This window comes from Rhodococcus sp. NPDC056743 (genome assembly GCF_042790355.1).
GTDB lineage: Bacteria > Actinomycetota > Actinomycetes > Mycobacteriales > Mycobacteriaceae > Rhodococcus_F.
Genome location: NZ_JBHTZI010000009.1, coordinates 184,692 through 210,144, shown reverse-complemented (window position 1 = coordinate 210,144; position 25,453 = coordinate 184,692). Strand labels below are relative to the sequence as shown.

Genomic DNA, 25,453 nt, shown 5'->3' with positions numbered 1-25,453 from the left:
CCTTTCCGAGCGAACGTACCTTTCAGCGCCTTCACGGCGATGGGCGTACCTTTCGCTCAGACGGGGCGGCGCACAGCCTAGGTCAGGGTTCGACGAGCCCAGCGAGGAATTCCACCAGCAGGCGGGTAGTGACCTCGCGGGGCAAGGACTCAACAGCGGCAAGAACCGCAGCCATGTCGAGCGGCGAGTCGCCCGTACCCTTCGGATCCAGCCCCGCCGACACGAGCGCGGCCGCAACAGCCGCACTGGGCAATGCCCGAACATCGTCGACGCTCACGTCACCACGCTCGAATGCGCCGGCCAGCTCCGCCAGCGCGGGCGGCGGCCCGGCTGCGGGAAGGCCCCGAACATCGTCGGCCCCCAATATCAATGCACTGGTCAGCTCGTTCACAACGCTTTCCGTGACGGGTGTGATCGTGAGATGCGTCGTTCGAGGCAAGGCAGTGCCGTCGGGTTGCGTCGACGCGGGTTGCCCCTGGAGCACAAACCCTCGAACGCCGACGGCGGTGGCCCAGCGATGCGGATCGACCTGCCGATCCTGCGGCACTCCCTCGTCCGCTGCTACCGCGAACAGTGGGCCGACTGGAGTTCCGACGACGCGTAACCCGTCGATGCGGGCAACGGTGTCCACGAGGGAGGCAGTCGCGCGGTGGGCGCGCGCTACGAGGTCTGCGTAACCCGATTCACCGAGCACTTGGGTGATGGACCAGGCTCCGGCCAGGGCTGCAACGGATTTCGAACCCATCAAGGTCGGGTTGACCACGGGATATCCGGGCCACGCGGTGAGACCGAAGTACTGGTTGCGGTGCAGATCGCGCCCCCGGTACAGAAGCACCGACGCGCCCTTCGGCGAGTAGCCGTACTTATGTACGTCGGCCGAGATGCTGGTGACACCGGGAACCTGGAAGTCCCAGGCCGGAAGCTCACCCCACCACGGCAGCGCAAACCCGCCGATGCAGGCATCGACGTGAAATGGAACAGACTGTGTGCGCGCAAGTTCCGCTATCTCGGCGATCGGGTCGAGTGCAGCAAACGGATAGCTCGGCGCTGACGCCACGATCAGCACCGTGTCACCCCGCAACGCTGACGCTATGTCGGCGGCGCGCACACGACCGGAATCGGGGTCGACTGCCACCAAGACCAGTTCGAGACCGAGGAGGTGCGCCGCCTTGTGGAAGGCTGCATGAGCAGTGGTCGGTAGGACGATCGACCCCTGCCCCGGCGGTAGGCCGCGCAGGTCGCGAGCAGCTTTGACGGCCAGCACACAACTTTCGGTGCCGCCGCTGGTGACGTTGCCGACCACGTCACCGTCTCCGTGCAGGAATCCACGCACAAACCCGACAAGTTCGCGTTCCATCACCGCAGTGGACGGAAACACCGTGGGATCAAGCCCGTTGACGGGTTGCACTAATTGCGCTGCGTCCGTGGCCAACTGATCAAGCCTGGCCAGTCCGCTGTCGTACACGTAGGACAGAACTCGACCACCATGCGTCGGAGCGTCCTGCTCACGCAGGCTGCGGAGTCTCTCGAGCACCTCCGCGGACCGTTGCTCGATCGCAGCATTACCAAGAATCGCAGTATTACCAAGATAAGAATTGGTGTCACTGACAGTCATCGTGCTCCTGTTCACTGCTGTATGCGCGTAAGACGAGAAGGCTGATCGCGACCAGAGCGGCCGGGGCCAGCGAGAATCCGAGGGCGATGCCGGTGATTGCGGAGTCCGGCTGGGAGGCGCTCTCCCCTGCCTGCGAGGACACAAAGCCCGTCGACGCCAGAAACAGCAGGAACACTGCCGGTCCGAGTGCAAGTCCCGCTGTCTCGGCCGCCGTCCAGATCCCGCTCAACGACCCGCCGCGTTGGCGTCCACCAATGCGAGCATCGTCCTCGATCACATCGGGAAGCATGGCCAACGGAAATACCTGCATTCCGGCGTAGCCGACGCCCGCCAGCCCGACTGCGCCGTAGATCCACGCTCCGGCGCCTACTGCGGCGAACGCCAAAAGCAGTGTCGCGACAACAAAAACCGTCGACGCGACAACGTACCCTCGGAGCTTGCCGTGGCGATGGGAATAGCGGTACCACAGCGGCATGATGATCAGCGCCGGACCGACCAACGCCGCGAACAGTCCGGTGATCGCGTCTTCGTTCCCCATGACGTACGTTGCGAGATACTGGGCACCGCCCAACATCACGGCCGTCGCGAGTGCTTGCAGGACAAACACGATCACGAGCAAACGGAACGACCGAGTACTGCGAACGGCGTCGAACCCGTCACGGTACTGCGAGAGCAGTGATCCCACCGGCGCATCGGCGCGCGTCACCGTCCGACGGGCAGCGCCGAACACCGCCCACAACATTGCGGCGCACATCAAAGCCGATACACCCACGGCCATCACGAGATAGCCGCCTGCGCCCCCTCCGGCGGCGTTGCGCAGCGCCGGTCCACCTCCGCCGATCACAAGAATCGCCAAGGCCAGCACCGCTATTCGTACGGATACCAACCGCGTGCGCTCGTGATAGTCGCCGGTCAGCTCTGTTGGCAGGGCAATGTACGGCACTTGGAACAGGCTGTAAGCGCTCGCTGCAAGCAGGAAGAACACCAGTACCCACACCGCGCCGACGCCCGGGCCGGCTGACACCGGTGCGGCGAAGGTCAGCACGAAGAGCAACGGAAGAGCCAGTGACCCCATCAGCATCAGGGGTACGCGCGTGCCCGTTCGGTGCGAACTTCGGTCGCTAATCGTTCCGATCAGCGGATCGACAAGCACGTCCGCAATCTTCGGAACGATCACCACCAGCGACGCGACACCGGCAGCTACGCCCAAGGTGTCGGTGAGGTAGTACGCCAGTACCAATCCGGGCAGGACACCAAATCCACCGGTCCCGACGCTTCCTGCGGCGTAGGCGGCAACAACACCCCGCGACAACCGTCCGGCCGCACGGCGTCCGCTGCCCTGCATGGGCTTTTCTGTGGTCACCAATCACACACTAGGGGGCGACCTGCACCGTCAGGAGGAGAAAGCATGTGAGACACGTTCAAAGAGGTCTGTCCTCGTCGAAAGTTGAACGTCAGCGATCGGTGGAAGCGCCGGCGTTCCTCGAGGTCCGGCGGTACCACTGCCAGCCCGCAGTAATCAGGACAGCACCTACCAGCGAGCCGATGATTCCACTGGGACGCAGTGAAAGTCCGTCACCCGCAATCAAACTCACAAGGAGGCCACCGACCAGGGAGCCGCCTATTCCGGCGGCGAATGCGAATGGCCAGTCCAACCGGCGGGTGTTGCCACCGAGAATCAGCTGGGCGACCGCTCCGATGACGGTCCCGAACAGGATAATTCCGATAACGAGCATGAGGTAAAGACCTTCCAGCTAGACACAATCCACGAACCGAACACAACCTTTCGCGCAATCTATCCTCTATCTCGGTATTTTTGTTGGTGAAATGAACGCAGAGCCCACTACCAGTTGGCATCACCCGGCGAGACGCTACCGCGCGTGTGCTGTTGCTTTCCCTCGAGTGAGTGCCAGCGCCGACAGGGCGATGAGCGCACTGACGACCATCGCGATCGCCATCGGCAGGGCCGTGTCTTCGCCGCCGATACCAACGAGTGGGGAGATCGCGGCAGCAAGGAGGAACTGCAGCGCGCCGAGCACTGCCGATCCCGTGCCCGCGGCCTGCCTCGCCTCACCGAGTGCCAGGGTCGTGGCATTGGCGATGACAAGTCCGAGACTGCCCATCGTGCACCACAACGCAATCACTGTCACCCACAGCACCGGCCCCGCCAGTGCGTTGATCAGCATCACGATCGAGAACACCGAAAGCAGCGTCAAGCCGATCCGAAGTGTGACCCGGTCGCCGAGCTTGGCGACAATCGCTCCGTTGGCGACACTGAAGATCACCAGCCCAACAGCATTCGCCGTGAAAACGACTGTGTACCAGGACGTCGACAGGCCGTGAACATTCTGCAGCACGAAGGGCGAGGCCGAGATGTACGCGAACATGACGCCGAAGGCAAACGCGTACGCCAGAAGGAAGCCGACGTATCGACGGTTCCGCAGTACGTTGCCCGCTTCGCGGAGCATCGCGGAAGTTCCGCCTGTTGTGCGGCGTTCCTTCGGGTGGGTCTCGGCGACAAGAACCAACACACACACGAACATCAGCGCCGAGAGAACGGTCAGAACCCAGAACACCCCGCGCCAGCCGAAGCCGGTCACCACAACGCCGCCGAGCAACGGCGCCACCACGGGCGCTATGGCATTGATGACGACCAGCAGGCCGAACAATTTTGCAGCAGCAGCGCCCTGCGCGCGGTCGGAAATGACGGCGCGGCCGAGGACGATACCGGCAGCTCCGGCAAAGCCCTGTACAAAGCGTGCGCCGGCCAGAAGTTCGATACTCGGGGCGAGCGCAGCGCCGGCGCTGAACACGGCACAGGCAGCTGTGCCGATGAGGAGAAGTGGTCGGCGACCGTACCGGTCCGAGAGCGGTCCGAACACGAGTTGCCCGAGCGCAAGACCGACAAGGAAGGTCGTGAGCGTCAACTGCACAGCGGAGGCACTGGTGCCGAACTCCACTGCCATCTCGGGGAAGGCCGGCAGATACATATCGATAGCCAGCGGAGCGACAGCCGCCAGCAGCGCAAGCGTCGCAATTATCTTGGCGGGTAGATGAGTCGCCTGCTCCGCCTTCGCCGCGGGCACCTGGCCGGACGGAGCCGTGGTGTCGACTTCCTGCACGAGATGTTTCACATCAATCCTTGATCACTGTTGCGATACGGCTACATCTAAAAGTAGATATAGATTTATATATATCTTAACCGCTAGACTGCAATCGTGTCCAACGAACCAGCCGAAGTAGCCGATGACGACGTCCAACGCCTCGCGCAGACGGCACGCTCCGCGGTGTGGGCCCTGCGCCGGTTCGGCGAGAAAGAGGCAGGCTTGTCGCGGCTTCCCCACTCCGAAATCGAAGTCCTGCGTGCCGTCGAGGAACAGCCGGGATGCACGGTGTCCGACGTCGCTCGCGTGTTGAATCTGCAGAGCAGCAACGTCAGCACCACGGTTCGCCACCTGGTAGATCGCGGCCTGCTCGAGAAGCGCTCCGACCCCAGTGACGGCCGCTCGTTCCGCCTGCATCAGACACCTGTCGCGGAACGCAACAACCAGAAAATCGACGAAATGTGGGCCGACGGCATCCGTAGCCTTCTCATGGGTATGGATCCCGAGGACGCAGCCAAACTTGTCGAGGCAGCGCCACTGCTCGCCCGCCTGGGATCCATGCCGACCAACTGAAAGCGCGTCCGAGGTCAATTGCCGGTACCGGAACTTTCAATAGACTTGAAAGTTTGAGGAAGGCTAGCCTATGCTTCCCGTTGCGCCAGTAAGCCTTGTTCGCGGATCAACGACGAGCATGCAGAGCATCCTGACGCCTCGACAGTGAAAGGCCTTACATGCGATACGCATCCACGCGATCCCTCCGCCGGACTGCTCTTCTGAGCGGACTTGTCATTGCCGCCCTGACGATCAGCGGCTGCAGCGGTTCCAGCAGCGACGCCGCCGATACCGGTAACAGTGACTTCGAGACCGTTTCCATCGAGTCCGCCCTCGGCACCGCGGTCATCACCGAAAAGCCGGAGCGAATCGTCACTCTTGGTATGGGCTCAGCCGAAACAGTCATCGCACTGGGCGCAATTCCCGTCGGCGTCGAGAAATATGCCTGGGGCAGTGATGAATCCGGCTATCTCCCGTGGGTTCACGAAGCAGTTACCGAACAGGGCGGCGAGCTCCCCGAGCAGTTCACCGGCGGAGCCGATCTCAACATCGAAGCGATCATCGCACTCGATCCCGACCTGATCCTCGCGCCGTGGTCCGGCATCACCCAGCCACAATTCGACGCACTCAATGCCTTTGCCCCCACCGTTGCGTACGAGGAAAGCCCGTGGACCATCACGTGGGAAGAGCAGATCAACGTGATCGGCAAGGCTATGGGCGAACCTGAGAAGGCCACCGCCGAGATCGACAAGATCAAGGACCAGTTCGCGAAATCGTCTGCAGCACATCCGAAGTACGCCGACGTGAGCTTCTCGTTCATCTACAACACCGGACCGGGAACGCTCGGTGTGTTCTTTGCCGAAGAGCAGCGCGTAGCCATGGTTCGCGGACTGGGCTTACAGGTTGATCCCGTCGTGTACACGCTGACCGAGTCCGAGGGCACCGATTCAGCGGTCATCGGTCTCGAGAATGCTCACCTGCTCAACAATTCGGATCTGCTGTTCACCTTCTACTCCGATCCCGCGAACCGAGCGGAAATCGAAGCACAGCCCGCCTATCAGCAGATTCCGGCCGTCGCACGAGGAACAACGATCGCGCCGACAGACCAGCCATTCGTGACGGGATCGTCGATGATCAATCCGTTGACAGTCCCGTGGTCACTCGAGCGCTACGCGCCGATGATCGACGAAGCAGTCGCCAAACTGAACAAATAAGGCCGGCGAGACCCGCAGGGCCCGTACCTTATTCAGGTGCGGGCCCTGCCTCGCCCTGATCTGCACTGTCCCGCTCTGCCCCGTCCCGCTCTTCCTTGAATCGTGCCCATTCACTACCGAGCATGCGATTGTCGATGATCCAGCCCATGTAGTCGCGCATGTTCAGGACACGAATGTAGGCGGGGCCGTTGGGGTTTGCATACTGGAGCGCCTCGGTCGCGAGCGCACGTTGATTCTCGAGGTACCGGTGCTCGTTCTCGAGGAATCCGCCCCACACGTCGGAATCCATGACGTAGTAATGAGTTCGATCACGCGGCTTACGAACGAGCTTCACAAAACCTCGATCGATGAGCCTCCGGATGTAGTTGGAGACGGATCCACGACTGGTGTCGAGAGCACCCGCCAACTCTTCGGCACTGACTCCCGGAGATTCGCTGATGAGCAGATAGCCGGCGATCCGACCCTCGATGCGGGCACCGCCGCCAGACTGCCAATACGTCGCAAACTGTTCGATGAACCACGCGGAAAAGTCCCCACCCCGCGCCGGGCTGACGTCGCCCATCTCTTGTGGCCTCCAGCTAGTCGAAGCGGCAAATATCCTCTGATTCTGCCAGTTCCATCACCTGGGCCCTAGCTCGGTACGATTTCGAGACCGGGCGACCGAGCAATCAACTCGAGTTGCTCGATCACCAGCGGCGACGTCGTTCGCGTCACCGTTCGCACAACAACCGTCTCGCCGGAGGGGCGAGCGACGGTCACCGAACTTGTTCCACTGCCCTCGGTACGGCTGATCAACGTACCGTCCGGGAAGATTGTGCCGCTGCCTGACATACGGAATTCGTTCTGGGTGACTGCGATCTGGAGGTTGGCAACCGCCCCCGGTCCGGTTACCACAACGTCCCCGCACAACCCGTGACCCGTGCCGTCGGCCGACAGCGAACCCAACGGCCGATCAAGCCGCACGCCCGACGTTCCGAGCGACTGCCACCTTTGGTCGAGCACGGCGTTCAGTCTCGACACCACATCCCAATCCACACCGTCCTCTTCCATCACCGTGAGGCTGCCGCACAACGTCATAGCCCGAACATCTTCTGTCACAGCAAAAACTGGCGCGCGGGCGACGTCAACCAACTCGTCCGTCGACAGGATCTGTGTGGATGTGCCCTCAAATCGCGTTACGGAGGCGAAGACGCGACTGACGCCGGGAACGTAGGCGACGACAAAGTCCTGAGCGTAAGGACTGGCAGCATCTTTCGTCTCGTAGATGTCGAGAACCGTTCCGTCGGCACTCACTTCACGCCGATCGATCGAACCTTCGACACAGGGCGGGATCGCTCCACTCCATTCGCGAACATCTACCGAGATCGTTGCGCGCGCATCACCGCGGGCGATGTCTCCGTGCGCAGTGGTCGAACCACCGAGGGGCAGTTCCTTCCCGGTTTCAGTCACCCCAACCTCACCGAAGTTACGCACTGGCGGAAATACGAAGTCAAAACCCGGATCTTCACGTCTGGCGTCCACCGGTAGTGCCTCGATCACCGCCTCACGCATCGCGATTGCTTTCGACTTCGAAAACCACGGATAGTCAGGATCGTTGTACCCGGGCTCGTCGCCGCCGATCGTGGCGATCGAAATCATTTCGGGCTCATGGGCAGCCTGGACGGACTCACAACCGGGAATCGGGTGCGGACCCGCGTCCTGCGTCAGACGCGCCGCACCTGCGCCGAGTAGCACGACCACCGCGACAAACGCGGTGTCTCGCCACGTCCAACGTTGACGCCGATCCTTCGGCGGTTGTTTCCCGGTCCCAGGCATTGTTCGATCATGACCGACTGTATTGAGCAGCCGGTCACCTGCCCCGTGCTAGGCGATGTAACCACTCAGGTCGTAAACCGTTGCGTTCCCGACGGTCACGCCTTCGAAATTGGCTTCCACCCAGGCCCCGATCGCGCTCGACGTGCTGCCCCCACCGCCTCGTCCACCGCCCTGACCACCTGCGATGTAGTAGTGGACATCGCCGTTCGCGACATAGGATATGAACTGGTCCAACGTGGGCACAGGGTCCGAACTCCAACCACCGATTGCCATCACGGCTGTGTTGCTGGCCAACTCGTAGGTCGCGGCGCTCTGCGAACCGTTGGTTGCCGCGGACCACCGGGTTCCTGCACCAACCATCATGGCTGTGAGCTCCGAACTACTGGCGCTGCCGTCGGTACCGGCCGACGGGGTCGACGCAGTTGGCGCGGTGGCCGTGGCCTCGGGTCCATCCGCAGGGTCGCCAGGTGCCTGACCTCGAGCCATACTCCCGCCGGGTGCCTGGCCTCGAGCCATCCCGCCACCCATCCCTGAATCGGAAACGGCACCGGCGGGGCCGGCCGTGGGGATCGATCCACCGTGAGCTGTTGCAGCGGTAGCGATCGCGTACGACGCGGAACCTCCGATGCCGGCCAACGACCCGACGAGCAGCCCCACAATCGCCAGCTTCCGAAGTCGATTCCCGCCGCCGAAGAGAATCAGTGCGGCTCCGACGACAGTCCCTGCCAGCACGATCCATCCGATCACCGGAAGCCACTCGGAATTGCGATGCAGGAGAACCCAACTCCAGATTCCCGGAGCGAGCATCATCGATGCCACACCGAGCCGACCGATCCACCGCGACCGTTCCAGCCACAACGCATAGCCGCCGGTTCCGATCATTCCGGCAATCGCGGGCGCCAATACCACGGTGTAGTAGGGATGGATCGTGCCGGACATGTAGCTGAAGATCAGCCCCGTCACCAGGAACCAACCGCCCCAGACGATCATCGACGCCCGCAACAGATCGGTTCGCGGGGCACGGCCACGCGCTGTCAGTCCGAGAACCAGTGCAATCAGTGCAGCGGGGATCAGCCATGAAATCTGCATTCCCATTTCACTGCCGAACAGCCGATCCAGGCCTGTGCTTCCACCGAAACTCGAACCTGCAGCGCCGCCGTTCATTCCGCCGCCGCCACCGGTGCTGCCGAAGATTCGGCCAAGTCCGTTGTACCCGAGGACCAGATCCATGACGCTGTTGTTGGTCGAGCCACCGATGTACGGCCTGGAATTTGCGGGCCACAGCCACACGGCCAGTATCCACCACCCCGCCGACACGATCACCGCACTGACACCGAGTGCAAGGTGGAGGACTCCGGCGCGCAACTTGGCCTGTCCGGCAATCAGATACGCCAGACCGAACACGGGCAGAACCATCAGGCCCTGCAGCATCTTGGTGAGGAAGGCGAAGCCTAGAGCAATGCCGGTGAGAGCGATCCACATCGCGGCGCGTCGACCCACCGACGTCTCTACTGCTCGAATAACGCAGTAACCGGCGAGGGTCATGAGAAGCACCAGCAAGGCATCGGGATTGTCGAACTTGAACATGAGCGCGGCAGCCGGTGTCGCCGCGAGAACGCCGCCGGCAATGAGTCCGGCCGTCGGCGTCGCGACACGCTTTACTGCCGCATAGACGAGGGCGACCGAACCAACTCCCATCAACGCCTGCGGCACAAGGAGACTCAGGCTCGAGAACCCGAAAATCCGCCCGGACAAGCCCATCACCCACAGCGACGCGGGCGGCTTGTCGACGGTAATGAAGTTGGACGTATCCAGCGAGCCGAAGAACCAGGCTTTCCAGTCCTGCGAACCTGCCTGCGCCGCGGCCGCATAGAAGGTGTTGCCGTAGCCACTCGCGCTCAGGTTCCACAAGTACAGAACCGCGGTGCCTACGAGAAGCGCAGTCAACGCCAATGCGGTGCCGCGGGTAGGAATCCACGACGGTGACGGGTCGCCGTGATGGACACGCGGTGCCGGCGGCCGCGTCGGCACCGGATTCAGAACTGCGGTCATCATGAGTCCCTTCACAGGTGGTGGTACTCACTACCGTCGCGCGCGGACCCGCGACACCACTGCGAACCGGCTGCAAGCTTCCTGTGAGTACCGATCACCTAGGGTGGTGCCGTGGACACAACAGGCGACACCACCGTGAAGATTCGGCCCTACCAGCTCACTGACGAGGATGCCGTCATCGAATTGTGGTCTCAGGCATCAAAACTCGCGCACCCCTTCTTGGTCGGCGAGGGCGAAGGTGAACGTGAAGCGAAAATGCGCGACGTCTACCTCGTGAACGCAGACAATTGGGTTGCCGAGACCGACGATCAGGTTATCGGCCTACTCGGCCTGCTCGGGCCAGAGATCGGCGGCTTGTTCGTCTCACCGCGGGCGCAACGACTCGGAATCGGGCGGCTACTCGTCGAACACGCGACCACTCTTCACCCCGCGGTGACCCTCGAGGTCTACGCACTCAACGGATCGGCACGACGCTTTTACGAGATCATGGGTTTCGAAGAAACGGGGCGCTATACCGATGCCGAGACCGATCACGTGTTGATTCAGCTGCGCCTGACTACCTGACCGTAGCTGCCCACCGCAAGGGGTGGGCAGCTACGGGAGTCACATATCCAGACCGAGATCCAGAACGGTCACGGAGTGCGTGAGAGCACCGACCGCGAGGAAATCGACTCCGGTACCCGCGTAGTCGGCCGCAACGTCGAGACTCAGCCCACCGGACGATTCGAGCTTGGTAGCGGGCGACGCCGTGTTGCGTCGCTGCACCGCGATCTGGGTCTGCCACAGCGGGAAGTTGTCCAGCAGAACAAGTTCGACGTTTTCGGCGAGTACCAGATCAAGCTGTTCGAGGGTGTCTACTTCGACCTCGCACTCGATGTCGGGAGCAAGCTCACGTACAGCCCGCAGTGCTGCGACGACGGACCCGGCGGCAGCAACGTGGTTGTCCTTGATCAGAGCCGCGTCACCGAGGCCCATGCGGTGATTGACTCCGCCACCGACCTGGACGGCGTACTTCTGCAGCGAGCGCAGACCGGGAAGCGTCTTCCGGCTGTCGCGGATCTTGGCATCGGTGCCAGCAACTGCATCCACCCAGGCAGCTGTGGCAGTAGCGATTCCGGACAGATGGCACACGAGATTGAGCATCGTTCGTTCCGCGGTGAGCAGGCCGCGGGTAGGCGCCGTCACCGTGAGCACCGATTGCCCCGGTACCACGCGGGTACCGTCGGCAACACGATCGACGACGTTGTACTTGCCCGCGCCGATCACTTCGTCGAGGACGAGCAGGCCGATATCGATTCCCGCAACGGTTCCTTCCGCGCGCGAGACAACTGCAGCCTTAGCGGTCGCGTCGGCGGGGACCGTCGCAACGGAGGTGATGTCCGGTCCGTAGCGAAGATCCTCGTCCAAGGCGAGTCGAACCAACGTCAGGACTTCATCGAGCTCGAGGGGAGCCGGCAAGGTTTTCGGCGCGGTCATCGGTGTGCTCCTGTCAGCAACATGTCGTGTATTTCCATCTCGCCATCGGCACCGCGCTTGATACGGATGCTGCGACGCTGATCGGGGTCGGTTTCCGGATAATCGGTGCGAGTGTGGCACCCACGACTCTCGGTACGGGAAGCGGCGACCGCGACCAATGCTTGTGCCGTCACCGTCAGCGCCGCGTCCTCGAGTTCCGCAGCTGTGACTGGAAGGGTGAGTTCCGCATTCGCAAGGCCGATGCGCGCTGCTTCAAGTCCGGCGCCGTCGCGCACGACCGATGCGTGAGAAGTCATGATCGCCTGAACTCTCTCGCGCGGCAATATCGGCAACGGTGCGCTCGCGACGTTGACAACCTCCGCGTGAACCTCACGTCGCTCCGCGGCAGCGATGCCGGCCCGCTCCCCTACGACCAGTCCTTCGAGAAGGCTGTTGGACGCAAGACGATTGGCTCCGTGCAGACCGGTGCGGGCAACTTCTCCCGCCGCGTAGAGTCCGGGGACTCCGGTACGTCCGTGTACGTCCGTCGCCACCCCACCGCATGAATAATGCGCGGCCGGAGCAACCGGAATCAGTTGCGTCCGAGGATCTATACCCGCTTCGAGGCACGAGGCGGTGATGTTCGGGAATCGAGTAGAGAACCCGTCGAGTTTTCGGGCGTCGAGGTAGACGTGATCGGTGCCGAGGTCACGCAGACGAGCGGCAATTGCCCGCGAGACAACGTCGCGGGGAGCCAGATCGCCCAGAGGATGCACTCCGGCAGTAACCGAATCACCGTTGGTGTCAACAAGAATCGCACCCTCACCGCGTACGGCCTCACTGATCAGCGGCCGTCGACCAAGGCCTCCGGGAGTGAACAGAACCGTCGGGTGAAACTGCACGAATTCGAGGTCGGCCACGGACGCACCGGCAGTCAACGCCAGCGCAATACCGTCGGCGGTGGCACCGGGCGGATTGGTGCTGCACGAATACAACTGGCCGAGGCCACCCGTCGCGAGCAGAACCGCTGGAGCGTGGATAACGCCCAAGCCGTCGGGAGAAGACACGACAAGCCCGCACACACCACGGCGATTGGTGACAACCTGCACGGCAGCAGCGCCGAACAGAACCGGCAGCCCAGCGGCATTGAGCGCCCGCTGCACTTCCGCGCCGGTAGCGTCTCCACCCGCATGGATGATGCGCCTGGTGCTGTGGCCACCCTCGCGAGTCCGGGACACTTCGCCGTCACGCCCGCGATCAAACACCGCACCGAGCGCGGCCAGCGCAGCGACTGCCTCGTGTCCGGCCTCCACAACGGAGTACACCGCTGCTTCGTCGCACAGTCCGACACCCGCTTCGCACGTGTCGGCAACATGCGACTCCACCGAATCAGTGCTCAAGTCGCCTACGACAGCGATGCCGCCCTGCGCGTACTGCGTCGACGTGTCGGTCGGACCGCCCTTGCTGACAGTGAGCACCTTCAGACCGCGCATCGACGCAACGCGCGCGGCCGTGAGCCCCGCAACGCCGCCGCCGATCACAACCAGATCGGCGTGCGCCTCCCAGGCGTAACGCCCGGCAGGACTCGTCACTCGCCGCCGCCCGGATTGCCGATCTCGATCATGCGCTGCACCGATTTCTGCGCTCGCTTGGCCATCTCGAGGTCGACGTGAACCTCGTCCTTACCTTCGAGGAGGCAACGCAGCAATGCGGCCGGAGTGATCATCTTCATGTAGGGGCACGACGCGCGGTCGTTCACCGCCTGGAAGTCGACATCCGGTGCGGCCTTACGCAACTGGTGCAGCATGCCGATTTCCGTGGCGACCAGAACCTGCTTGCTCTTCGTGACACGGGCAGCGTCGAGCATGCCGCCGGTGGACAGGATCTTGACCTTGTCCGCCGGAACAGCACCCTCACCCGCGAGGTACAGAGCCGAAGTGGCACAACCACATTCGGGGTGCACAAAGAGCTCTGCATCGGGATGAGCCTTGGACTTCGCCGTCAATTCGTCACCGTTGATGCCCGCGTGAACGTGGCATTCTCCGGCCCAGATCTGCATGTTGGTGCGGCCGGTGACGCGCTTGACGTGCGCTCCGAGGAACTGGTCCGGAAGGAAGAGAACTTCGCGGTCCGGATCGATGGAGTTGACCACGTCGACCGCATTGGACGACGTGCAGCAGATGTCCGTCAGGCCCTTGACCTCGGCCGTGGTGTTGACGTACGACACCACCAGAGCATTCGGGTTGTCGGCTTTCCACTCGCGAAGCTGCTCCGCGTTGATGGAATCAGCCAACGAGCAACCTGCACGCTCGTCCGGGATCAGCACCGTCTTGGACGGCGAAAGGATCTTGGCGGTCTCGGCCATGAAGTGGACGCCGCAGAACACGATGGTGTCTTCGGGGGCCTCTGCCGCGATGCGCGAGAGGGCAAGAGAGTCGCCGACATGATCGGCGACGTCCTGAATAGCAGGAAGCTGGTAGTTGTGCGCCAGAATCGTGGCACCGCGTGCGCGAGCCAGACGCTTGACCTCGGCAGCCCATTCGGGCGTCGCTTCGACACCGGCGTATCCGCCGGGGCCGTCGTGAATCTGCGAGGTCGATCCCTCCCACAACGTCGTGGTCGTCATGGCGTTCTCCTTCACCGTGAACCCAGGCTCATCACCCAGTTCAAATCCGAACGGGCTGGCCCGGATTTCCGTATTCGAGGTTTTCGACTTAGGATCGAAAACGTGCCCAATAGTAACACCACCCACGAAGTGCTCACAGCGGTGTTCCAGGTTCGCGCCTTCCCGACCGACATCACCGCAGGTGACGGCGCTCACAGGGCTGACAGCCGGGAGGAACTGGCCGTCCTGCTGTGGCAGCGCGCGCTCAATCCCCAGAAGGGCACATGGTCTCTGCCCGGCGGCACCCTGCGTGATGACGAAGACCTCACCACGTCGGCGCGCAGACTCCTCGCAGAGAAGGTCGATCTGCGCAAGATCGCACACCTCGAACAGCTATCCGTCTTCAGCGATCCGCAGCGTGTTCCAGGTTCGCGCCGCATCGCGTCGACCTTCCTCGGACTGGTCCCCCTCAGCGCAGATCCGCAACTTCCACCGGACACCGCCTGGCACCCGGTTTCGAATCTGCCGGAGATGTCCTTCGACCACGGCACGGTTGTTCGGCACGCCCGCAATCGACTGGCCGCCAAACTCTCGTACACGAACATCGGCTTCGGCCTGGCACCTGACGAGTTCGCAATGTCAACCCTGCGTGAAATCTATTGCGCTGCACTCGGTTACCAGGTAGATGCCACCAACCTCCATCGAGTCCTGTGCCGACGCGGTGTGCTCACCGCAACCGGAAACACCGCGCCGTCCGGGAAGTCAGGTGGCCGCCCACCCGCTCTCTACCGCTTCACCGACTCCACACTGCGCGTGACGGACGAGTTTGCGGCACTACGACCACCCAGCTGACTGCGAATATCACTGTCAGGCAACGGCATCGACGCTCTGCCGCCCATGCCAGACTGACGCGACCACGCCCGTCGGATCGACGATTCTGTTGATCGTGCCGAAACGCGTCGTCACCCGATCGAGGATTCGATCTGCCTGCCAGCGATCCGTGGGATCAGCGACAACCGCGAAGAACCGATGAGCCGGTTTGCCCGCCATGATCCGAACCAGCTCGGTGACGCTCCGTGCTGTCACCGCCACATTCCATCCGGCAGCGAGAAACTCGGCAGCAACGCGCGTCCCGTGATCGCGGCCGATATCGGTCACCAACACCACTCCCCGATCGGGATCAATTGTGTAAGCACTCATTGCGGTATCTCCTTCGAGGAATCAATCACTGTGACTCCTATGAAAGTCCGCAATCTTGTGCTGCCGTTGTGCTCATTCTGTGAGAACTCTGGGGAATCGGCCTAGCTACGAGATCCACGGTTCACCGTCACCAACCGGGAGCAGCCTGCACCGTTCCATCGGCAATCGCCGCAACCAACTGTGCGTGATCGCGCTCGTTCTGATCGGCATACCGACGCGCGAACTTCGCCAATGCCAGCACGGCTTTGTCCGACTGACCGAGATAGTCGGAAATCGCGCTGGCGTCGCCGCTCCTCGCGTGCGCGCGGGCCAGCACTTCCCCACACGCACTCGCGAATTCGGCGAGGTACGGCCCGATGGTGGCGCCGTCGGGAATGACCTTCATGTCGCGGAATTGTCGGACGTAGAAATCCATGCCGTCAACAGTGGTCCAACCGACGAACATGTCAGTCGCACTCTGAAGCATGCGTTGTCCCTGGACAACTCGCTCACCGTAGTTGGAGTATCGGCTCGGTTCGGCATACGTCTCGTACACCGACGGCCCGGCCTGTTTGATCTGGAGGAAAAACGGATCACCGGTCCGACGCTCTTCGAGAAGCGCAAGATAGACACGCATCCCGACGCTCCCGACCCCCACTACTTGCCGCACCACGTCCGATGCCCGATAACGCGAGAGCAAGCTCCAAATATGGTCCGGCACCGATGTGCTGTAACCGGCCACGACTTCGGTGACAAGTTCGACCTGATTGTCACCGACGTGCGTACGGAACGGTGGCTCCTCACGGATACGTCTACGCCCGTCGGTCATCTCCGTGAGCTTGCGCGATGCTCCCCGACTGGTTCGACGCTGAGCTTTGGTCTCGATCATCTTCCCGGCACGCAGGGCAGTGTCCGGCGTGAAGTAGCCCAGCAGACGGTCGACGTCGATGCGGTCGTACCAGATGTCGATTTCGGGGGTTGCAGCATAGGACTCGATCTTGTCCCGGTAGGCCCTCATCGCTGCCACCGTCGCAGCGGCTGCGCGGTCCTCGGTCACGCCGTTTTCACGGGCGAGGACAACGATGCTTGCCGCGAGCCTTTTGACATCCCACTCGAACGGCCCTGGAAGAGTTTCGTCGAAATCACGAAGGTCGAAGGACAAATTGCGTTCCGGGGTGGCCCAGAGCCCGAAGTTCAGCACATGGGCATCTCCACACAACTGCACCCCGATGCCGGTGTTCGGCGCCGATCCGAGATCCGCGGCCATGACTGCGGCCGCGCCCCGGAAGTACGTCCATGGCGACGCCGCCATCCGGCCATGCCGGATGGCGAGCAAATCCTGAGCTCGAATCGTGTTCTGCGCCAGTATTGTTGCCAGCGAATCGTGGCCGCGCTCGGTGTGGTTCCACTCCGCCAATTGCGAACGGGTCACAACCTTGCGAGCAGACTTACCACGCAGCAACACCTCGGGGGTGGTTACTGTGGCGCGCGGGCGGGCGATGTCAGCTTCGAATACATGCACGCGCTGAGTATGAACGAAACCGGACAATTAGGCGTCCGCTAGAACAATCCTCAGGATAATTCCTGGGTCGTGGATTCCGACAGAACATCCGCCTCGGCCTCTGCGTCATCCGCATGATCCGCCACCCCGAGGTCGTCGTACGGACTCAGCGCCACGAGAATCAAGGTCATGATGCACGCCGTCAACGGCTGAACGATCAACACCAGCAACGTGCCGATCCCGGGCGCCCGCGCGATGATCTCCCCCACTGCCGGATTGTCGACGGCCGGAAAACGCAACTTCGCGACGCCGGTACCCACCGCTGCCATCAGTGCAGTACCGAGCGCCGAACCTACGATCAACCCGCCGAGCGCATACGGCCCTCGGCTCAGTCTCGCGAGCCACGCCGCCACGCCGGTGAGAACACCGAGAATCAAGGCAAGAAGTACAAAGATCGCGACCGCGTCGAACTGATGAAGGCTCTCGCCGGTCAGCGCAATTCCGCGGCCCTCGGAGACAACCAACAGATGCTCGGCAGGCGCGAGGTATGCCCACAGCACTCCGACCAGCGCGCTGACCGCTGCACTCGAGCAACCGATGAGAAGTGCAGTGCGTAGTCGAATCCGCCGAAGAGAAATCACACTGGGTGACGCTACCTTCCCTCGTCCCGGAGCCGAGAATCTCTCCGGAACCATGGCGTTCACCGCTACGCTGACCTGACGGACCAGGGTGTCCGCCGTTATTTGCGTCGCGAGCGAGGAGCAATCGTGGTTGCACCGCACCAGCCGTGGTTGCTCTCGTCACTGCAGTCGCCTGGACAGATTCTCGGCAATCTCGGGCCCAATTGGTTCGCGTCGGTCATGGGCACCGGAATCGTAGCGATCGCAGCAACAACACTCCCCGTGCAAGTTCGGGGCCAACACGTGTTTGCACTGGTGATGTGGACGCTCGCCGCGATCTTGCTCGTGGTACTCGTTGTCGCTGTGGCGGCGCATTGGGTACGCCATCCGACGGTGGCTCGCAGCCATGCCCACAACCCGCAGATGGCACATTTCTACGGCGCTGCGCCGATGGCATTCCTTACGGTGGGAGCCGGAGCGCTGCTCATCGGACACACGCTCATCGGGGAACGCGCCGCAGTGGTGCTCGACGCGTCGCTGTGGACGGTGGGAACGGTCGGTGGACTGTTCACCGCTATGACCATCCCGTACCTCATGTTCACCCAATACAAGGTCGAAGCGGACGCGGCCTTCGGCGGCTGGCTGATGCCGGTAGTGCCGCCTATGGTCTCCGCCGCCACCGGCGCGCTGCTCATCCCTCACATGCCGCCAGGCACCGGACGCACGACGATGCTCTACGGCTGTTATGCCATGTTCGGCCTCTCGTTGTTCGCCTCGTTCATCATCATCACGATGGTGTGGAGTCGACTCGCGCACTTCGGTACGTCCGGAACCGCCCGTGTACCGACTCTGTGGATCGTCCTGGGTCCGCTGGGCCAGTCCATCACCGCAGTCGGCGTGCTCGGAACGAATGCGCATCTTGCCGTTTCACCTCAATTGGCCTCCGGCATGGAAGTATTCGCAATCTTGTTCGGAGTTCCCGTCTGGGGATTTGCGGTGTTGTGGATCGGATTGGCCACAGCGCTCACAGTCCGGACTGCGAGGCAGGGAATGCCGTTTGCCCTGACGTGGTGGAGTTTGACCTTTCCTGTCGGAACTTTTGTCACCGGCACAACACAATTGGCCGTTCATACTGAATTGCCGGCCTTCCGATACGCCGCTGCCATCGCGTACGTCGGACTGTTGGCCACGTGGTGCCTGGTGGCAGTCCGAACTGCTCGCGGCAGCCTTCGCGGAAATCTGTTCCTGCCGCCTCCGACCACTGGGGCGATCAAGGCACACAAATTTCCACCGGTGACCACGCCTCCGATGTGAGAGCGCCGATAGCCCTACCGAAGCTTTGCGTCGATCGAGTCGACCACCCCGTGACGTGAGCATTTTGCCCACCAACCGTCGGGACTGATCTGCACGATCATGCGTCGACCGCAGTGCTCGCAGAACCGGGGTGGCTCGAGTCCCAGCGACGCAGCGGCCGGCGTCAGATCCTCGACACCCTCGACGAGCCGACGCCCGGTGTACGGGTTGTATCGCTCGTTCGTGGTGGACTCGGTCACAGCGTGTCGTTGAGGGCTTTGATCGGCATCTGCAGATCGATGAGCAAATCAAGATCACTTTCGGCCGGACGGCCGAGCGTCGTGAGGTAGTTGCCGACGATCACGGCATTGATACCGCCGAGGATTCCCTGCTTGGCGCCAAGATCTCCGAGGGTGATCTCGCGTCCACCGGCGAACCGCAGGATGGTGCGCGGCAACGCGAGGCGGAATGCCGCCACCGACTTCAGAGCCTCGCTCGCGGGAAGAACCTCGAGGTCTCCGAAGGGCGTCCCCGGACGAGGATTGAGGAAGTTGAGCGGAACCTCGTCCGGTTCGAGTTCAGCGAGATTCGCGGCAAATTCCGCTCGCTGCTCCAGCGTCTCGCCCATTCCCAGAATTCCGCCGCAACACACTTCCATGCCGGCTTCGCGAACCATGCGCAGCGTGTTCCACCGCTCGTCCCACGTGTGTGTTGTGACCACGTTCGGGAAATGCGACTTCGACGTCTCCAGGTTGTGGTTGTAGCGGTGGACGCCCATCGCGGCGAGTTGATCAACCTGCTCTTGTGTCAGCATGCCGAGCGAGCAGGCGATTTGAATGTCGACCTCATTGCGGATCGCTTCGATTCCGGCCGCCACCTGGGCCAACAACTTCGCGTCTGGGCCACGGACGGCGGCAACGATGCAGAACTCCGTCGCGCCCGATTTTGCGGTCTGCTTCGCAGCTTCGACGAGGCTGGGGATATCGAGCCACGCCGCCCGTACGGGAGATTGGAAAAGCCCCGACTGCGAGCAGAAATGGCAGTCCTCGGGGCACCCGCCGGTCTTGAGGCTGATGATGCCTTCGACCTCGACTTCCGGTCCGCACCATTTCATACGCACATCGTGGGCGAGAGCCAGCAGGTCCTCGAGGCGTTCGTCGCCCAGTCGAAGCACGTCGAGCACCTGGCTTTCACTCAGGCCTTCGCCGCGTTCGAGAACCTGCTCGCGGGCGTGGTCGAGGATGTCGATCGTAGCGGGGGCCGTGCTTACCGAGGTCGGAGTCACCGGGAAGTCTCCTTCAAGACTGGAAATTGAACACCGTACAAGTTGAACGGTGTTCACGTTAGAGACGAGGTGGAATACTGTCAAAGGCAGGCTCAGATGAGGCCAACAGCTCGATCCACAGAAAACGAGGGGCAAACACGTGCAGTTGAGACGCGGAGACGTTCTGGACGGCGCTATGGCGATCCTCGACGAATTCGGCTTGGCCGACCTCACGATGCGCAGACTTGCCACGTCCCTCGGTGTTCAACCTGGCGCCCTGTACTGGCATTTCCCGAACAAGCAGACTTTGCTCGGCGCAGTGGTCGACAAAATCCTCGAGGGTGTCGACGCCCCGATCGATGCCGACAGCTGGGAAGAATCCTATTCCGAACTGGCACACAGACTTCGGGCCGCTCTGCTCGCACACCGCGATGGCGCGGAGTTGGTGAGTGCCACCTTCGCATCACGGATGACGACAAGTGCGGTGCGTGAGAACTTCGTGACGGCCGGACTCACCTCAGGACTGTCGCGCGAACACGCCGAACTCGCAGCCTACGCAGTTCTGTACTACGTCCTCGGGCATACCGTCGACGAACAGTCTCGCGCCCAAATGGAAGAATTCGGCGCCCTGACCAGGTCGCCCATCTCCCCTGATGCCCCGGAGATCATCGGCGGCGGATCCGACGACGATCTCCTCGCCGGCGATCCCACCGTCCGTTTCCAGTTCGGCCTCGACCTGTTCATCGACGGAATACGCGCACGATTGGCGAACCCGCACGCTGCGCTACGCAATTCCTGACAGCCGCAACAGTGCCGTTGCGCCCGTCGCTACGAGAACCACGGCAACCAGTGGCGCTTTGAACCACGCAGCAATAGCGCCGACGCTCACACCGATGACACGTGCGAGCCCACCAAAATCGTTGCCGTCGAACAGCGTCGACGTGAGCGCAACGGCAACCAGGAGACATACGATAGCGCGGTCGAGAGACGTGAGCGCCGCCGCAGACAGCGCAACCCGAGCGCGTAGCAGAACTCCACTGACCCGTAACGCGTAAGTGCCACAAGCAAATACAACTATCGCAACGCTCACGCCCAGCGCGCTCATCTGGCCTTCTCCCGAAACGGGAAGGCAGCAACCATCCCCAGCAAGGCCACCAGAGGGGCTGTCCCCGCCGGCAAGAAGGTCGAAGTGCCCACCGCCACACCGGCGCCGACGCACACCGCAATCAACGTGATTTTCTCCTTCAACGCCGGCAACACCAGAGCGACGATCACGACCGGAAACGCTGCGTCCAGTCCGAGCGTCGCCGGATCCTGGATGACCGAGCCGAGGATTCCGCCCGCCAAGGCGCCGAGTGGCCAGCAGATCGCGATGCCGATTCCGCAAAGCCAGAAAGCGGCTCGCTTTCCCGCGAGAGTTGACTGACCAGTGGCAATCGCCACGGATTCGTCATTGACCAGATGCGCGCCCAGCATTCGTCGCCAGCCCTGGCCAAGGATTGAGCCGACCGATAATCCGTACGCAAAATTCCGTGAATTGATCATCAACCCGGCAAGAATCGCCGCGAGTGGACTCCCACCGGCAGCGATAATCCCGATGAAGAGAAACTCTGACGATGCACCGAGCACCAGGATCGCCAGCGCAAGTAACTGCCAGAGCGAGAACCCAACAGATCCGGCCGTCACGCCATAGGACACTCCCACTACGGCCACAGATACGCAGATCAACACGGACACCCGGACGGTGTCCTGATCAAGTGTTCGCCATATAGAACGCATGTATTCTATGTTGAACGAATTGATACCGTTCGTCAAGGCGAACGAACGATCGGAGCATCGAACGATGGCGAATGACGACAGCACACCACAGCAACTGGTTGCGAAGGCACTCAAACGGGAGCGCAACCGGGCAGGACTGAGCATCTCCGAAGTCGCACGACGAGCCGACATCGCCAAATCGACACTCTCCCAACTCGAATCCGGTCTGGGAAACCCCAGCCTGGAAACGTTGTGGGCTCTCGGAAACGCGCTGGGCGTTCCGTTCTCGCAACTCGTCGACGCCCCGTCGCACCCCGTCCAGCTGATTCGCGCCGGCGACGGCCCGGCAATCGCGTCGGCAAACGCGTCGTACATAGCTACGCTTCTGGCGCCCAGCCCACCGAATGCCCGCCGCGACCTCTACCGGATAGTCGCCGAGCCGGGTGAACCGCGCATCTCCACGCCGCACGCACGCGGTACGACCGAACACGTTGTCATCGGACATGGTCGAGCCGAAGTCGGACCGACTGCCGACCCCGTCGAACTGGGCCCTGGTGACTACCTCTCGTACCCCGGCGACGAGGAACATATCTTCCGCGCGCTCGAACCGGGCACAACCGCAATTCTGGTTTCCGAACATATCTAAGAGTCGTGCGATGACTTTTGCGGAAGTGGGAAGTCTATAAATCTAGGCAGTCCTTCTCGACTCGCCCGTACGGCTACCAGCAGGAGGAAGCATGTCCGGATCCAGCATCGGGAGCATTTTGCTCTCCAGTAACAACCCAGATCGCCTGCGCGACTGGTACGCGCAAGCATTCGCACCGAAAGTCGATCGCACACCCGGAGAACCCGGCTACGACGTCCTCGACTTCAACGGCTTCTACATGATGATCGACAAACGCGACGACATCGGCGACACCAACGCAGAACCCGGCCGGATGTTCCTGAACATCGAGACGGATGATGCGCGCGCAATTGCGGAGCGGATCGATGCACTCGGAGGAACCTGGTTCGCCCCGCTCGAAGACCGTGGCGGAAGTTGGTTTGCCACCGCGATCGACCCCGATGGCAACTACATTCAGATCATCGAGTTCAGTGAGGCGGCCCGCGCGGAGATGGAGTCGACTATGAGCGAGGACAAGAAATGAGCGCACTGGGAAGCACCAAAGCAATCAGCGGATTCTCTGTCGACGACATCGAAGCAGCGAAAAAATTCTACGGTGAAACCCTTGGACTGAAGGTCACCGACGAGGAAATGGGAATTATCCGCCTACACCTGGCAGGTGGGACCGAAATACTCGTCTACCCCAAGCCGACTCATGAGCCTGCGTCGTACACGATCCTGAATTTCCTCGTGGACGATATCGACGGTACGGTCGACGAACTGACCGGCCGCGGTGTGGAGTTCGTCAAATACGACGGATTCCCTCAGGAGGAGAACGGCATCATGCGAGGCAACGGACCCGACATCGCCTGGTTTACCGACCCGGCCGGCAACGTGATCTCCGTCCTGAAAGAATCCTGACGCGTCTTCACACCGAACAACTACCCGCTGAACAGTTGCGACTGGCGCTGTTCAGCGGTGTCGGCATTGGAACGTTCCGCCACCGAAGCGGTGCGTTCGGACGCCAATTCCTCTGCCGTTTTTTCGATCTCGGCCGACTCCGTCGCGCTGGAGTCGGAAAACAAATTCGATTCGTACATGTGCCACCCTTGTGATTTTCACCCGCCGCGATTTTCACCCTGTTGCCGTAGTAAACAACACCTATCCGGAACGGATGACTCAGCGGTTCGTACACCAGTCTTGCACGCCATCCAACTACCGGAAAAAACGGTATCCACGGGTTGTCATCGAGCCCTCTCCGGAGGAGCGTGCAAAGTGATCGCACAGTGGGAGAAACACACACGGATCGCGGCCCCACGATTCGCGAAACCCCCTGTCGATCGGACTATATCGATCGGATCCTGTCGATCGGATCGGCAAAGTCGCGGCCTGAGGCCAGCAGAACGAGTGCTTCTATCAACTTCTCAAGAATTATCGGCCCCGGACAACTCTGATCTCAGTATCCGTCGGTACCGGCGAAGACAAGTTCAGGCGTGCCCACTACCGATAGACCGGGGTGTAGTTGGTGCTGTAGTGACTCGATTCCGGCGGCGTCGAGTGTTCCGCGGTGAATCTGGCAGACCCAGTCGAAATCTTCTGTAGACCAGGCTATCTGATACTCGTACGTCTGGGTTTTCCACGGCTCGCTCGATCGTGGCCTCCGGGCGATCCATCCCGCTTTGTCACCGAGTTCGGCGGCGAATGCGCCGGATTCGGGTTCGATCGAATGAACGAAGCGTGGAGTCAGGTCCGTCAGCAGGGGCACCCTGATGGGTTCGGCGGTGATCTCCTCACGAAACCAGCTCATCGACTCTTGCGCCGGCGGTACTGGTGGCCCACCGCGACCGGCGAGGATCCTGGATTCGGCGTCGGTGACGACCGGACCGTCCCAGGCGAACAGGGAGAGGTCGAGGCCCTCCCCCACGGTGAGGTCGGCGTATGCGGCGCCGTCGATACCGTCGCCGGAGTGTTGGGCAAGGACTGCACCGGTTTCGGCGTCGACGACAAGCCGCAGCGACGGCTTCGGTAGATAACGGCTCTCGCGTGGGACGAGATCCACCGACCAGCAGCGACGGCCGAGAAACTCGACGTCTGTCACCGGCCCTGTCGGGCGTGAGTGATGGTTGCCGACCCAATGCTCAACCCGCGGGGTGATCGCAAGGTATCGACCCGCGCCGGGCGAGTGCACCTGACGGAGTTCGGTGCTGCGCGGATGGTCTGCGTCGGCGGTGAAGTCCCAGGCGGTGGTGCCGTCGCTGACGAACATCACGTGGCCGTCGAGTGATTCGATCCTCGATCGACGTCCCCACCGATACAGATACACGCCGGGGAGACGGATTGGAAGAAACACAGGTTCTTCACCGTAGCTGCCGAAGTAGTAGTGAAACGGTTCGTCGGAATTGCGGTACGGGATCACGGCACCGTGGACCGGCTGCTGCGGGCCGTCGGCCATGGTCACCAACATCTGCACCCATTCGGTCATCACTGCCTCCATTACATATTCGCGTGTCGGTGGTCTGCGGCCCAGGTCAACGCGTCTCCCACCGGCCATTGCGGTGAGCTTTCCGGCCCGATCGCCTCCGCCGCTCGGCTCAGACATGTAGGACTCCCGCGATGGCTTCGGAAGCCGGCGGGTAGGCGCGGGTGTCGGCTTGTTCCCTCAACTCTGCCGCGGCATAGGACAGGAGATTGTCGAGTCGGATGCCTTGCTCGTCGTACAGATTGAGACGAGCGGTCAACGTCAGTCCCGGGTAGTCACGATGCCGGAATCGGACATGGATCCGGCCGCTAGGCCAGTGGCCGACATACGTGGCGCTCACCTG

At 62.1% G+C, this 25,453-nt stretch carries 29 protein-coding genes; 9 read left to right on the top strand and 20 right to left on the bottom strand.

From position 1 onward, the window contains the following. Nucleotides 1-82: 82 nt before the first annotated feature. From ACFRFQ_RS21760 to ACFRFQ_RS21745, 4 genes are all read right to left on the bottom strand, one after another. On the bottom strand, nucleotides 83-1,615 hold the full coding sequence (locus ACFRFQ_RS21760; protein WP_378662102.1) for a pyridoxal phosphate-dependent decarboxylase family protein: 1,533 nt from the start codon (nucleotides 1,613-1,615) through the stop codon (nucleotides 83-85). Then, complete coding sequence (locus ACFRFQ_RS21755) at nucleotides 1,602-2,960, bottom strand: MFS transporter (protein ID WP_378662491.1); 1,359 nt, start codon at nucleotides 2,958-2,960, stop codon at nucleotides 1,602-1,604. Before ACFRFQ_RS21755 ends, ACFRFQ_RS21760 begins: the two co-directional genes overlap by 14 nt. 109 nt (nucleotides 2,961-3,069) lie before the next feature. Next, nucleotides 3,070-3,351 (bottom strand): hypothetical protein, encoded by a 282-nt coding sequence (locus ACFRFQ_RS21750; RefSeq protein ID WP_378662099.1) that lies wholly within the window; start codon nucleotides 3,349-3,351, stop codon nucleotides 3,070-3,072. 135 nt (nucleotides 3,352-3,486) lie between these two features. Further along, nucleotides 3,487-4,749, bottom strand: a complete 1,263-nt coding sequence (locus ACFRFQ_RS21745) for a multidrug effflux MFS transporter (RefSeq protein ID WP_378662096.1) — start codon at nucleotides 4,747-4,749, stop codon at nucleotides 3,487-3,489. A gap of 84 nt (nucleotides 4,750-4,833) precedes the next feature. Here ACFRFQ_RS21745 and ACFRFQ_RS21740 point away from each other — a divergent pair, with 84 nt between their 5' ends. Both ACFRFQ_RS21740 and ACFRFQ_RS21735 read left to right on the top strand, forming a co-directional pair. After that, complete coding sequence (locus tag ACFRFQ_RS21740) at nucleotides 4,834-5,292, top strand: MarR family winged helix-turn-helix transcriptional regulator (RefSeq protein WP_378662093.1); 459 nt, start codon at nucleotides 4,834-4,836, stop codon at nucleotides 5,290-5,292. A 158-nt stretch (nucleotides 5,293-5,450) separates the two neighbouring features. After that, nucleotides 5,451-6,485, top strand: coding sequence for an iron-siderophore ABC transporter substrate-binding protein (locus tag ACFRFQ_RS21735; RefSeq protein WP_378662090.1), 1,035 nt, complete (start codon nucleotides 5,451-5,453; stop codon nucleotides 6,483-6,485). Nucleotides 6,486-6,513: 28 nt separating this feature from the next. Here ACFRFQ_RS21735 and ACFRFQ_RS21730 read toward each other — a convergent pair whose 3' ends face one another. The 3 genes from ACFRFQ_RS21730 to ACFRFQ_RS21720 form a co-directional block, all read right to left on the bottom strand. Further along, complete coding sequence (locus ACFRFQ_RS21730) at nucleotides 6,514-7,047, bottom strand: GbsR/MarR family transcriptional regulator (protein WP_378662088.1); 534 nt, start codon at nucleotides 7,045-7,047, stop codon at nucleotides 6,514-6,516. A 68-nt stretch (nucleotides 7,048-7,115) separates the two neighbouring features. After that, a complete protein-coding gene (locus ACFRFQ_RS21725) occupies nucleotides 7,116-8,300 on the bottom strand; it encodes a hypothetical protein (protein ID WP_378662085.1) in 1,185 nt (394 codons plus the stop codon). Nucleotides 8,301-8,348: 48 nt separating this feature from the next. Further along, nucleotides 8,349-10,352, bottom strand: a complete 2,004-nt coding sequence (locus ACFRFQ_RS21720) for an ArnT family glycosyltransferase (RefSeq protein WP_378662081.1) — start codon at nucleotides 10,350-10,352, stop codon at nucleotides 8,349-8,351. Nucleotides 10,353-10,463: 111 nt separating this feature from the next. On the opposite strand from ACFRFQ_RS21720, the gene ACFRFQ_RS21715 reads away from it, so the two are divergent. Continuing rightward, the gene (locus ACFRFQ_RS21715) at nucleotides 10,464-10,916 is read left to right on the top strand and encodes a GNAT family N-acetyltransferase (RefSeq protein ID WP_378662078.1); all 453 of its coding nucleotides are present in this window, start codon (nucleotides 10,464-10,466) and stop codon (nucleotides 10,914-10,916) included. 39 nt (nucleotides 10,917-10,955) lie between these two features. Here ACFRFQ_RS21715 and nadC read toward each other — a convergent pair whose 3' ends face one another. The 3 genes from nadC to nadA are packed head-to-tail and all read right to left on the bottom strand — an operon-like array spanning nucleotide 10,956 to nucleotide 14,433. Beyond that, nucleotides 10,956-11,828 carry a carboxylating nicotinate-nucleotide diphosphorylase gene (gene nadC / locus ACFRFQ_RS21710; RefSeq protein ID WP_378662075.1) on the bottom strand — a complete coding sequence of 291 codons (873 nt, stop codon included), beginning with the start codon at nucleotides 11,826-11,828 and terminating at the stop codon, nucleotides 10,956-10,958. Next, the gene (locus ACFRFQ_RS21705) at nucleotides 11,825-13,399 is read right to left on the bottom strand and encodes an L-aspartate oxidase (RefSeq protein WP_378662073.1); all 1,575 of its coding nucleotides are present in this window, start codon (nucleotides 13,397-13,399) and stop codon (nucleotides 11,825-11,827) included. Before ACFRFQ_RS21705 ends, nadC begins: the two co-directional genes overlap by 4 nt. Further along, nucleotides 13,396-14,433, bottom strand: coding sequence for a quinolinate synthase NadA (gene nadA, locus ACFRFQ_RS21700; protein ID WP_138868994.1), 1,038 nt, complete (start codon nucleotides 14,431-14,433; stop codon nucleotides 13,396-13,398). The genes ACFRFQ_RS21705 and nadA overlap by 4 nt, the downstream gene beginning before the upstream one ends. Before the next feature lie 102 nt (nucleotides 14,434-14,535). Here nadA and ACFRFQ_RS21695 point away from each other — a divergent pair, with 102 nt between their 5' ends. Next, nucleotides 14,536-15,264 (top strand): NUDIX domain-containing protein, encoded by a 729-nt coding sequence (locus ACFRFQ_RS21695; RefSeq protein WP_378662070.1) that lies wholly within the window; start codon nucleotides 14,536-14,538, stop codon nucleotides 15,262-15,264. A 15-nt stretch (nucleotides 15,265-15,279) separates the two neighbouring features. Here ACFRFQ_RS21695 and ACFRFQ_RS21690 read toward each other — a convergent pair whose 3' ends face one another. The 3 genes from ACFRFQ_RS21690 to ACFRFQ_RS21680 form a co-directional block, all read right to left on the bottom strand. Beyond that, nucleotides 15,280-15,612, bottom strand: a complete 333-nt coding sequence (locus ACFRFQ_RS21690) for an SDR family NAD(P)-dependent oxidoreductase (RefSeq protein WP_378662067.1) — start codon at nucleotides 15,610-15,612, stop codon at nucleotides 15,280-15,282. Between the two features lie 127 nt (nucleotides 15,613-15,739). Then, nucleotides 15,740-17,113, bottom strand: a complete 1,374-nt coding sequence (locus ACFRFQ_RS21685) for a DUF2252 domain-containing protein (protein ID WP_378662064.1) — start codon at nucleotides 17,111-17,113, stop codon at nucleotides 15,740-15,742. Nucleotides 17,114-17,163: 50 nt separating this feature from the next. Then, entirely contained in the window at nucleotides 17,164-17,733 is a 570-nt protein-coding gene (locus tag ACFRFQ_RS21680) for a DUF2567 domain-containing protein (RefSeq protein WP_378662061.1), read from the bottom strand. 126 nt (nucleotides 17,734-17,859) lie between these two features. On the opposite strand from ACFRFQ_RS21680, the gene ACFRFQ_RS21675 reads away from it, so the two are divergent. Continuing rightward, nucleotides 17,860-19,026, top strand: coding sequence for a TDT family transporter (locus ACFRFQ_RS21675; protein WP_378662059.1), 1,167 nt, complete (start codon nucleotides 17,860-17,862; stop codon nucleotides 19,024-19,026). Between the two features lie 14 nt (nucleotides 19,027-19,040). Here ACFRFQ_RS21675 and ACFRFQ_RS21670 read toward each other — a convergent pair whose 3' ends face one another. Beyond that, nucleotides 19,041-19,265 carry a hypothetical protein gene (locus tag ACFRFQ_RS21670; RefSeq protein ID WP_378662056.1) on the bottom strand — a complete coding sequence of 75 codons (225 nt, stop codon included), beginning with the start codon at nucleotides 19,263-19,265 and terminating at the stop codon, nucleotides 19,041-19,043. Next, nucleotides 19,262-20,290 carry a biotin synthase BioB gene (gene bioB / locus ACFRFQ_RS21665; RefSeq protein WP_138868999.1) on the bottom strand — a complete coding sequence of 343 codons (1,029 nt, stop codon included), beginning with the start codon at nucleotides 20,288-20,290 and terminating at the stop codon, nucleotides 19,262-19,264. Before bioB ends, ACFRFQ_RS21670 begins: the two co-directional genes overlap by 4 nt. Nucleotides 20,291-20,429: 139 nt before the next feature. Between bioB and ACFRFQ_RS21660 the strand changes: the two genes are divergently transcribed. Continuing rightward, entirely contained in the window at nucleotides 20,430-21,068 is a 639-nt protein-coding gene (locus ACFRFQ_RS21660; protein ID WP_378662054.1) for a TetR/AcrR family transcriptional regulator C-terminal domain-containing protein, read from the top strand. On the opposite strand, the gene ACFRFQ_RS21655 is transcribed toward ACFRFQ_RS21660, so the two are convergent. Both ACFRFQ_RS21655 and ACFRFQ_RS21650 read right to left on the bottom strand, forming a co-directional pair. Continuing rightward, nucleotides 21,054-21,374, bottom strand: a complete 321-nt coding sequence (locus ACFRFQ_RS21655; protein WP_378662052.1) for an AzlD domain-containing protein — start codon at nucleotides 21,372-21,374, stop codon at nucleotides 21,054-21,056. The genes ACFRFQ_RS21660 and ACFRFQ_RS21655 overlap by 15 nt on opposite strands. After that, on the bottom strand, nucleotides 21,371-22,048 hold the full coding sequence (locus ACFRFQ_RS21650) for an AzlC family ABC transporter permease (protein WP_378662049.1): 678 nt from the start codon (nucleotides 22,046-22,048) through the stop codon (nucleotides 21,371-21,373). The genes ACFRFQ_RS21655 and ACFRFQ_RS21650 overlap by 4 nt, the downstream gene beginning before the upstream one ends. Before the next feature lie 64 nt (nucleotides 22,049-22,112). Between ACFRFQ_RS21650 and ACFRFQ_RS21645 the strand changes: the two genes are divergently transcribed. From ACFRFQ_RS21645 to ACFRFQ_RS21635, 3 genes are all read left to right on the top strand, one after another. Continuing rightward, nucleotides 22,113-22,673: a helix-turn-helix domain-containing protein gene (locus tag ACFRFQ_RS21645; RefSeq protein WP_378662046.1), complete on the top strand. Its 561-nt coding sequence runs from the start codon at nucleotides 22,113-22,115 to the stop codon at nucleotides 22,671-22,673. A gap of 91 nt (nucleotides 22,674-22,764) precedes the next feature. After that, a complete protein-coding gene (locus ACFRFQ_RS21640) occupies nucleotides 22,765-23,175 on the top strand; it encodes a VOC family protein (RefSeq protein WP_378662044.1) in 411 nt (136 codons plus the stop codon). After that, a complete protein-coding gene (locus ACFRFQ_RS21635) occupies nucleotides 23,172-23,552 on the top strand; it encodes a VOC family protein (RefSeq protein WP_378662041.1) in 381 nt (126 codons plus the stop codon). Before ACFRFQ_RS21640 ends, ACFRFQ_RS21635 begins: the two co-directional genes overlap by 4 nt. A gap of 20 nt (nucleotides 23,553-23,572) precedes the next feature. On the opposite strand, the gene ACFRFQ_RS21630 is transcribed toward ACFRFQ_RS21635, so the two are convergent. The 3 genes from ACFRFQ_RS21630 to ACFRFQ_RS21620 all read right to left on the bottom strand — a co-directional run bounded on the left by ACFRFQ_RS21630 (nucleotide 23,573) and on the right by ACFRFQ_RS21620 (nucleotide 25,450). Continuing rightward, entirely contained in the window at nucleotides 23,573-23,731 is a 159-nt protein-coding gene (locus ACFRFQ_RS21630) for a hypothetical protein (RefSeq protein WP_165826276.1), read from the bottom strand. A gap of 356 nt (nucleotides 23,732-24,087) precedes the next feature. Next, the gene (locus tag ACFRFQ_RS21625) at nucleotides 24,088-25,230 is read right to left on the bottom strand and encodes a hypothetical protein (protein ID WP_378662037.1); all 1,143 of its coding nucleotides are present in this window, start codon (nucleotides 25,228-25,230) and stop codon (nucleotides 24,088-24,090) included. Next, nucleotides 25,223-25,450 carry a hypothetical protein gene (locus ACFRFQ_RS21620; protein ID WP_378662034.1) on the bottom strand — a complete coding sequence of 76 codons (228 nt, stop codon included), beginning with the start codon at nucleotides 25,448-25,450 and terminating at the stop codon, nucleotides 25,223-25,225. The genes ACFRFQ_RS21625 and ACFRFQ_RS21620 overlap by 8 nt, the downstream gene beginning before the upstream one ends. Nucleotides 25,451-25,453 lie beyond the last annotated feature (3 nt).

Coding starts and splice junctions, on each gene's coding strand:
- ACFRFQ_RS21645 (WP_378662046.1), top strand. CDS start 22,113: ATGGCGAATGACGACAGCACACCACAGCAACTGGTTGCGAAGGCACTC.
- ACFRFQ_RS21630 (WP_165826276.1), bottom strand. CDS start 23,731: ATGTACGAATCGAATTTGTTTTCCGACTCCAGCGCGACGGAGTCGGCC.
- ACFRFQ_RS21625 (WP_378662037.1), bottom strand. CDS start 25,230: ATGTCTGAGCCGAGCGGCGGAGGCGATCGGGCCGGAAAGCTCACCGCA.
- ACFRFQ_RS21760 (WP_378662102.1), bottom strand. CDS start 1,615: ATGACTGTCAGTGACACCAATTCTTATCTTGGTAATACTGCGATTCTT.
- ACFRFQ_RS21635 (WP_378662041.1), top strand. CDS start 23,172: ATGAGCGCACTGGGAAGCACCAAAGCAATCAGCGGATTCTCTGTCGAC.
- ACFRFQ_RS21730 (WP_378662088.1), bottom strand. CDS start 7,047: ATGGGCGACGTCAGCCCGGCGCGGGGTGGGGACTTTTCCGCGTGGTTC.
- nadA (WP_138868994.1), bottom strand. CDS start 14,433: ATGACGACCACGACGTTGTGGGAGGGATCGACCTCGCAGATTCACGAC.
- ACFRFQ_RS21720 (WP_378662081.1), bottom strand. CDS start 10,352: ATGACCGCAGTTCTGAATCCGGTGCCGACGCGGCCGCCGGCACCGCGT.
- ACFRFQ_RS21750 (WP_378662099.1), bottom strand. CDS start 3,351: ATGCTCGTTATCGGAATTATCCTGTTCGGGACCGTCATCGGAGCGGTC.
- nadC (WP_378662075.1), bottom strand. CDS start 11,828: ATGACCGCGCCGAAAACCTTGCCGGCTCCCCTCGAGCTCGATGAAGTC.
- ACFRFQ_RS21655 (WP_378662052.1), bottom strand. CDS start 21,374: ATGAGCGCGCTGGGCGTGAGCGTTGCGATAGTTGTATTTGCTTGTGGC.
- ACFRFQ_RS21755 (WP_378662491.1), bottom strand. CDS start 2,960: ATGCAGGGCAGCGGACGCCGTGCGGCCGGACGGTTGTCGCGGGGTGTT.
- ACFRFQ_RS21735 (WP_378662090.1), top strand. CDS start 5,451: ATGCGATACGCATCCACGCGATCCCTCCGCCGGACTGCTCTTCTGAGC.
- ACFRFQ_RS21650 (WP_378662049.1), bottom strand. CDS start 22,048: ATGCGTTCTATATGGCGAACACTTGATCAGGACACCGTCCGGGTGTCC.
- ACFRFQ_RS21640 (WP_378662044.1), top strand. CDS start 22,765: ATGTCCGGATCCAGCATCGGGAGCATTTTGCTCTCCAGTAACAACCCA.
- ACFRFQ_RS21725 (WP_378662085.1), bottom strand. CDS start 8,300: ATGCCTGGGACCGGGAAACAACCGCCGAAGGATCGGCGTCAACGTTGG.
- ACFRFQ_RS21690 (WP_378662067.1), bottom strand. CDS start 15,612: ATGAGTGCTTACACAATTGATCCCGATCGGGGAGTGGTGTTGGTGACC.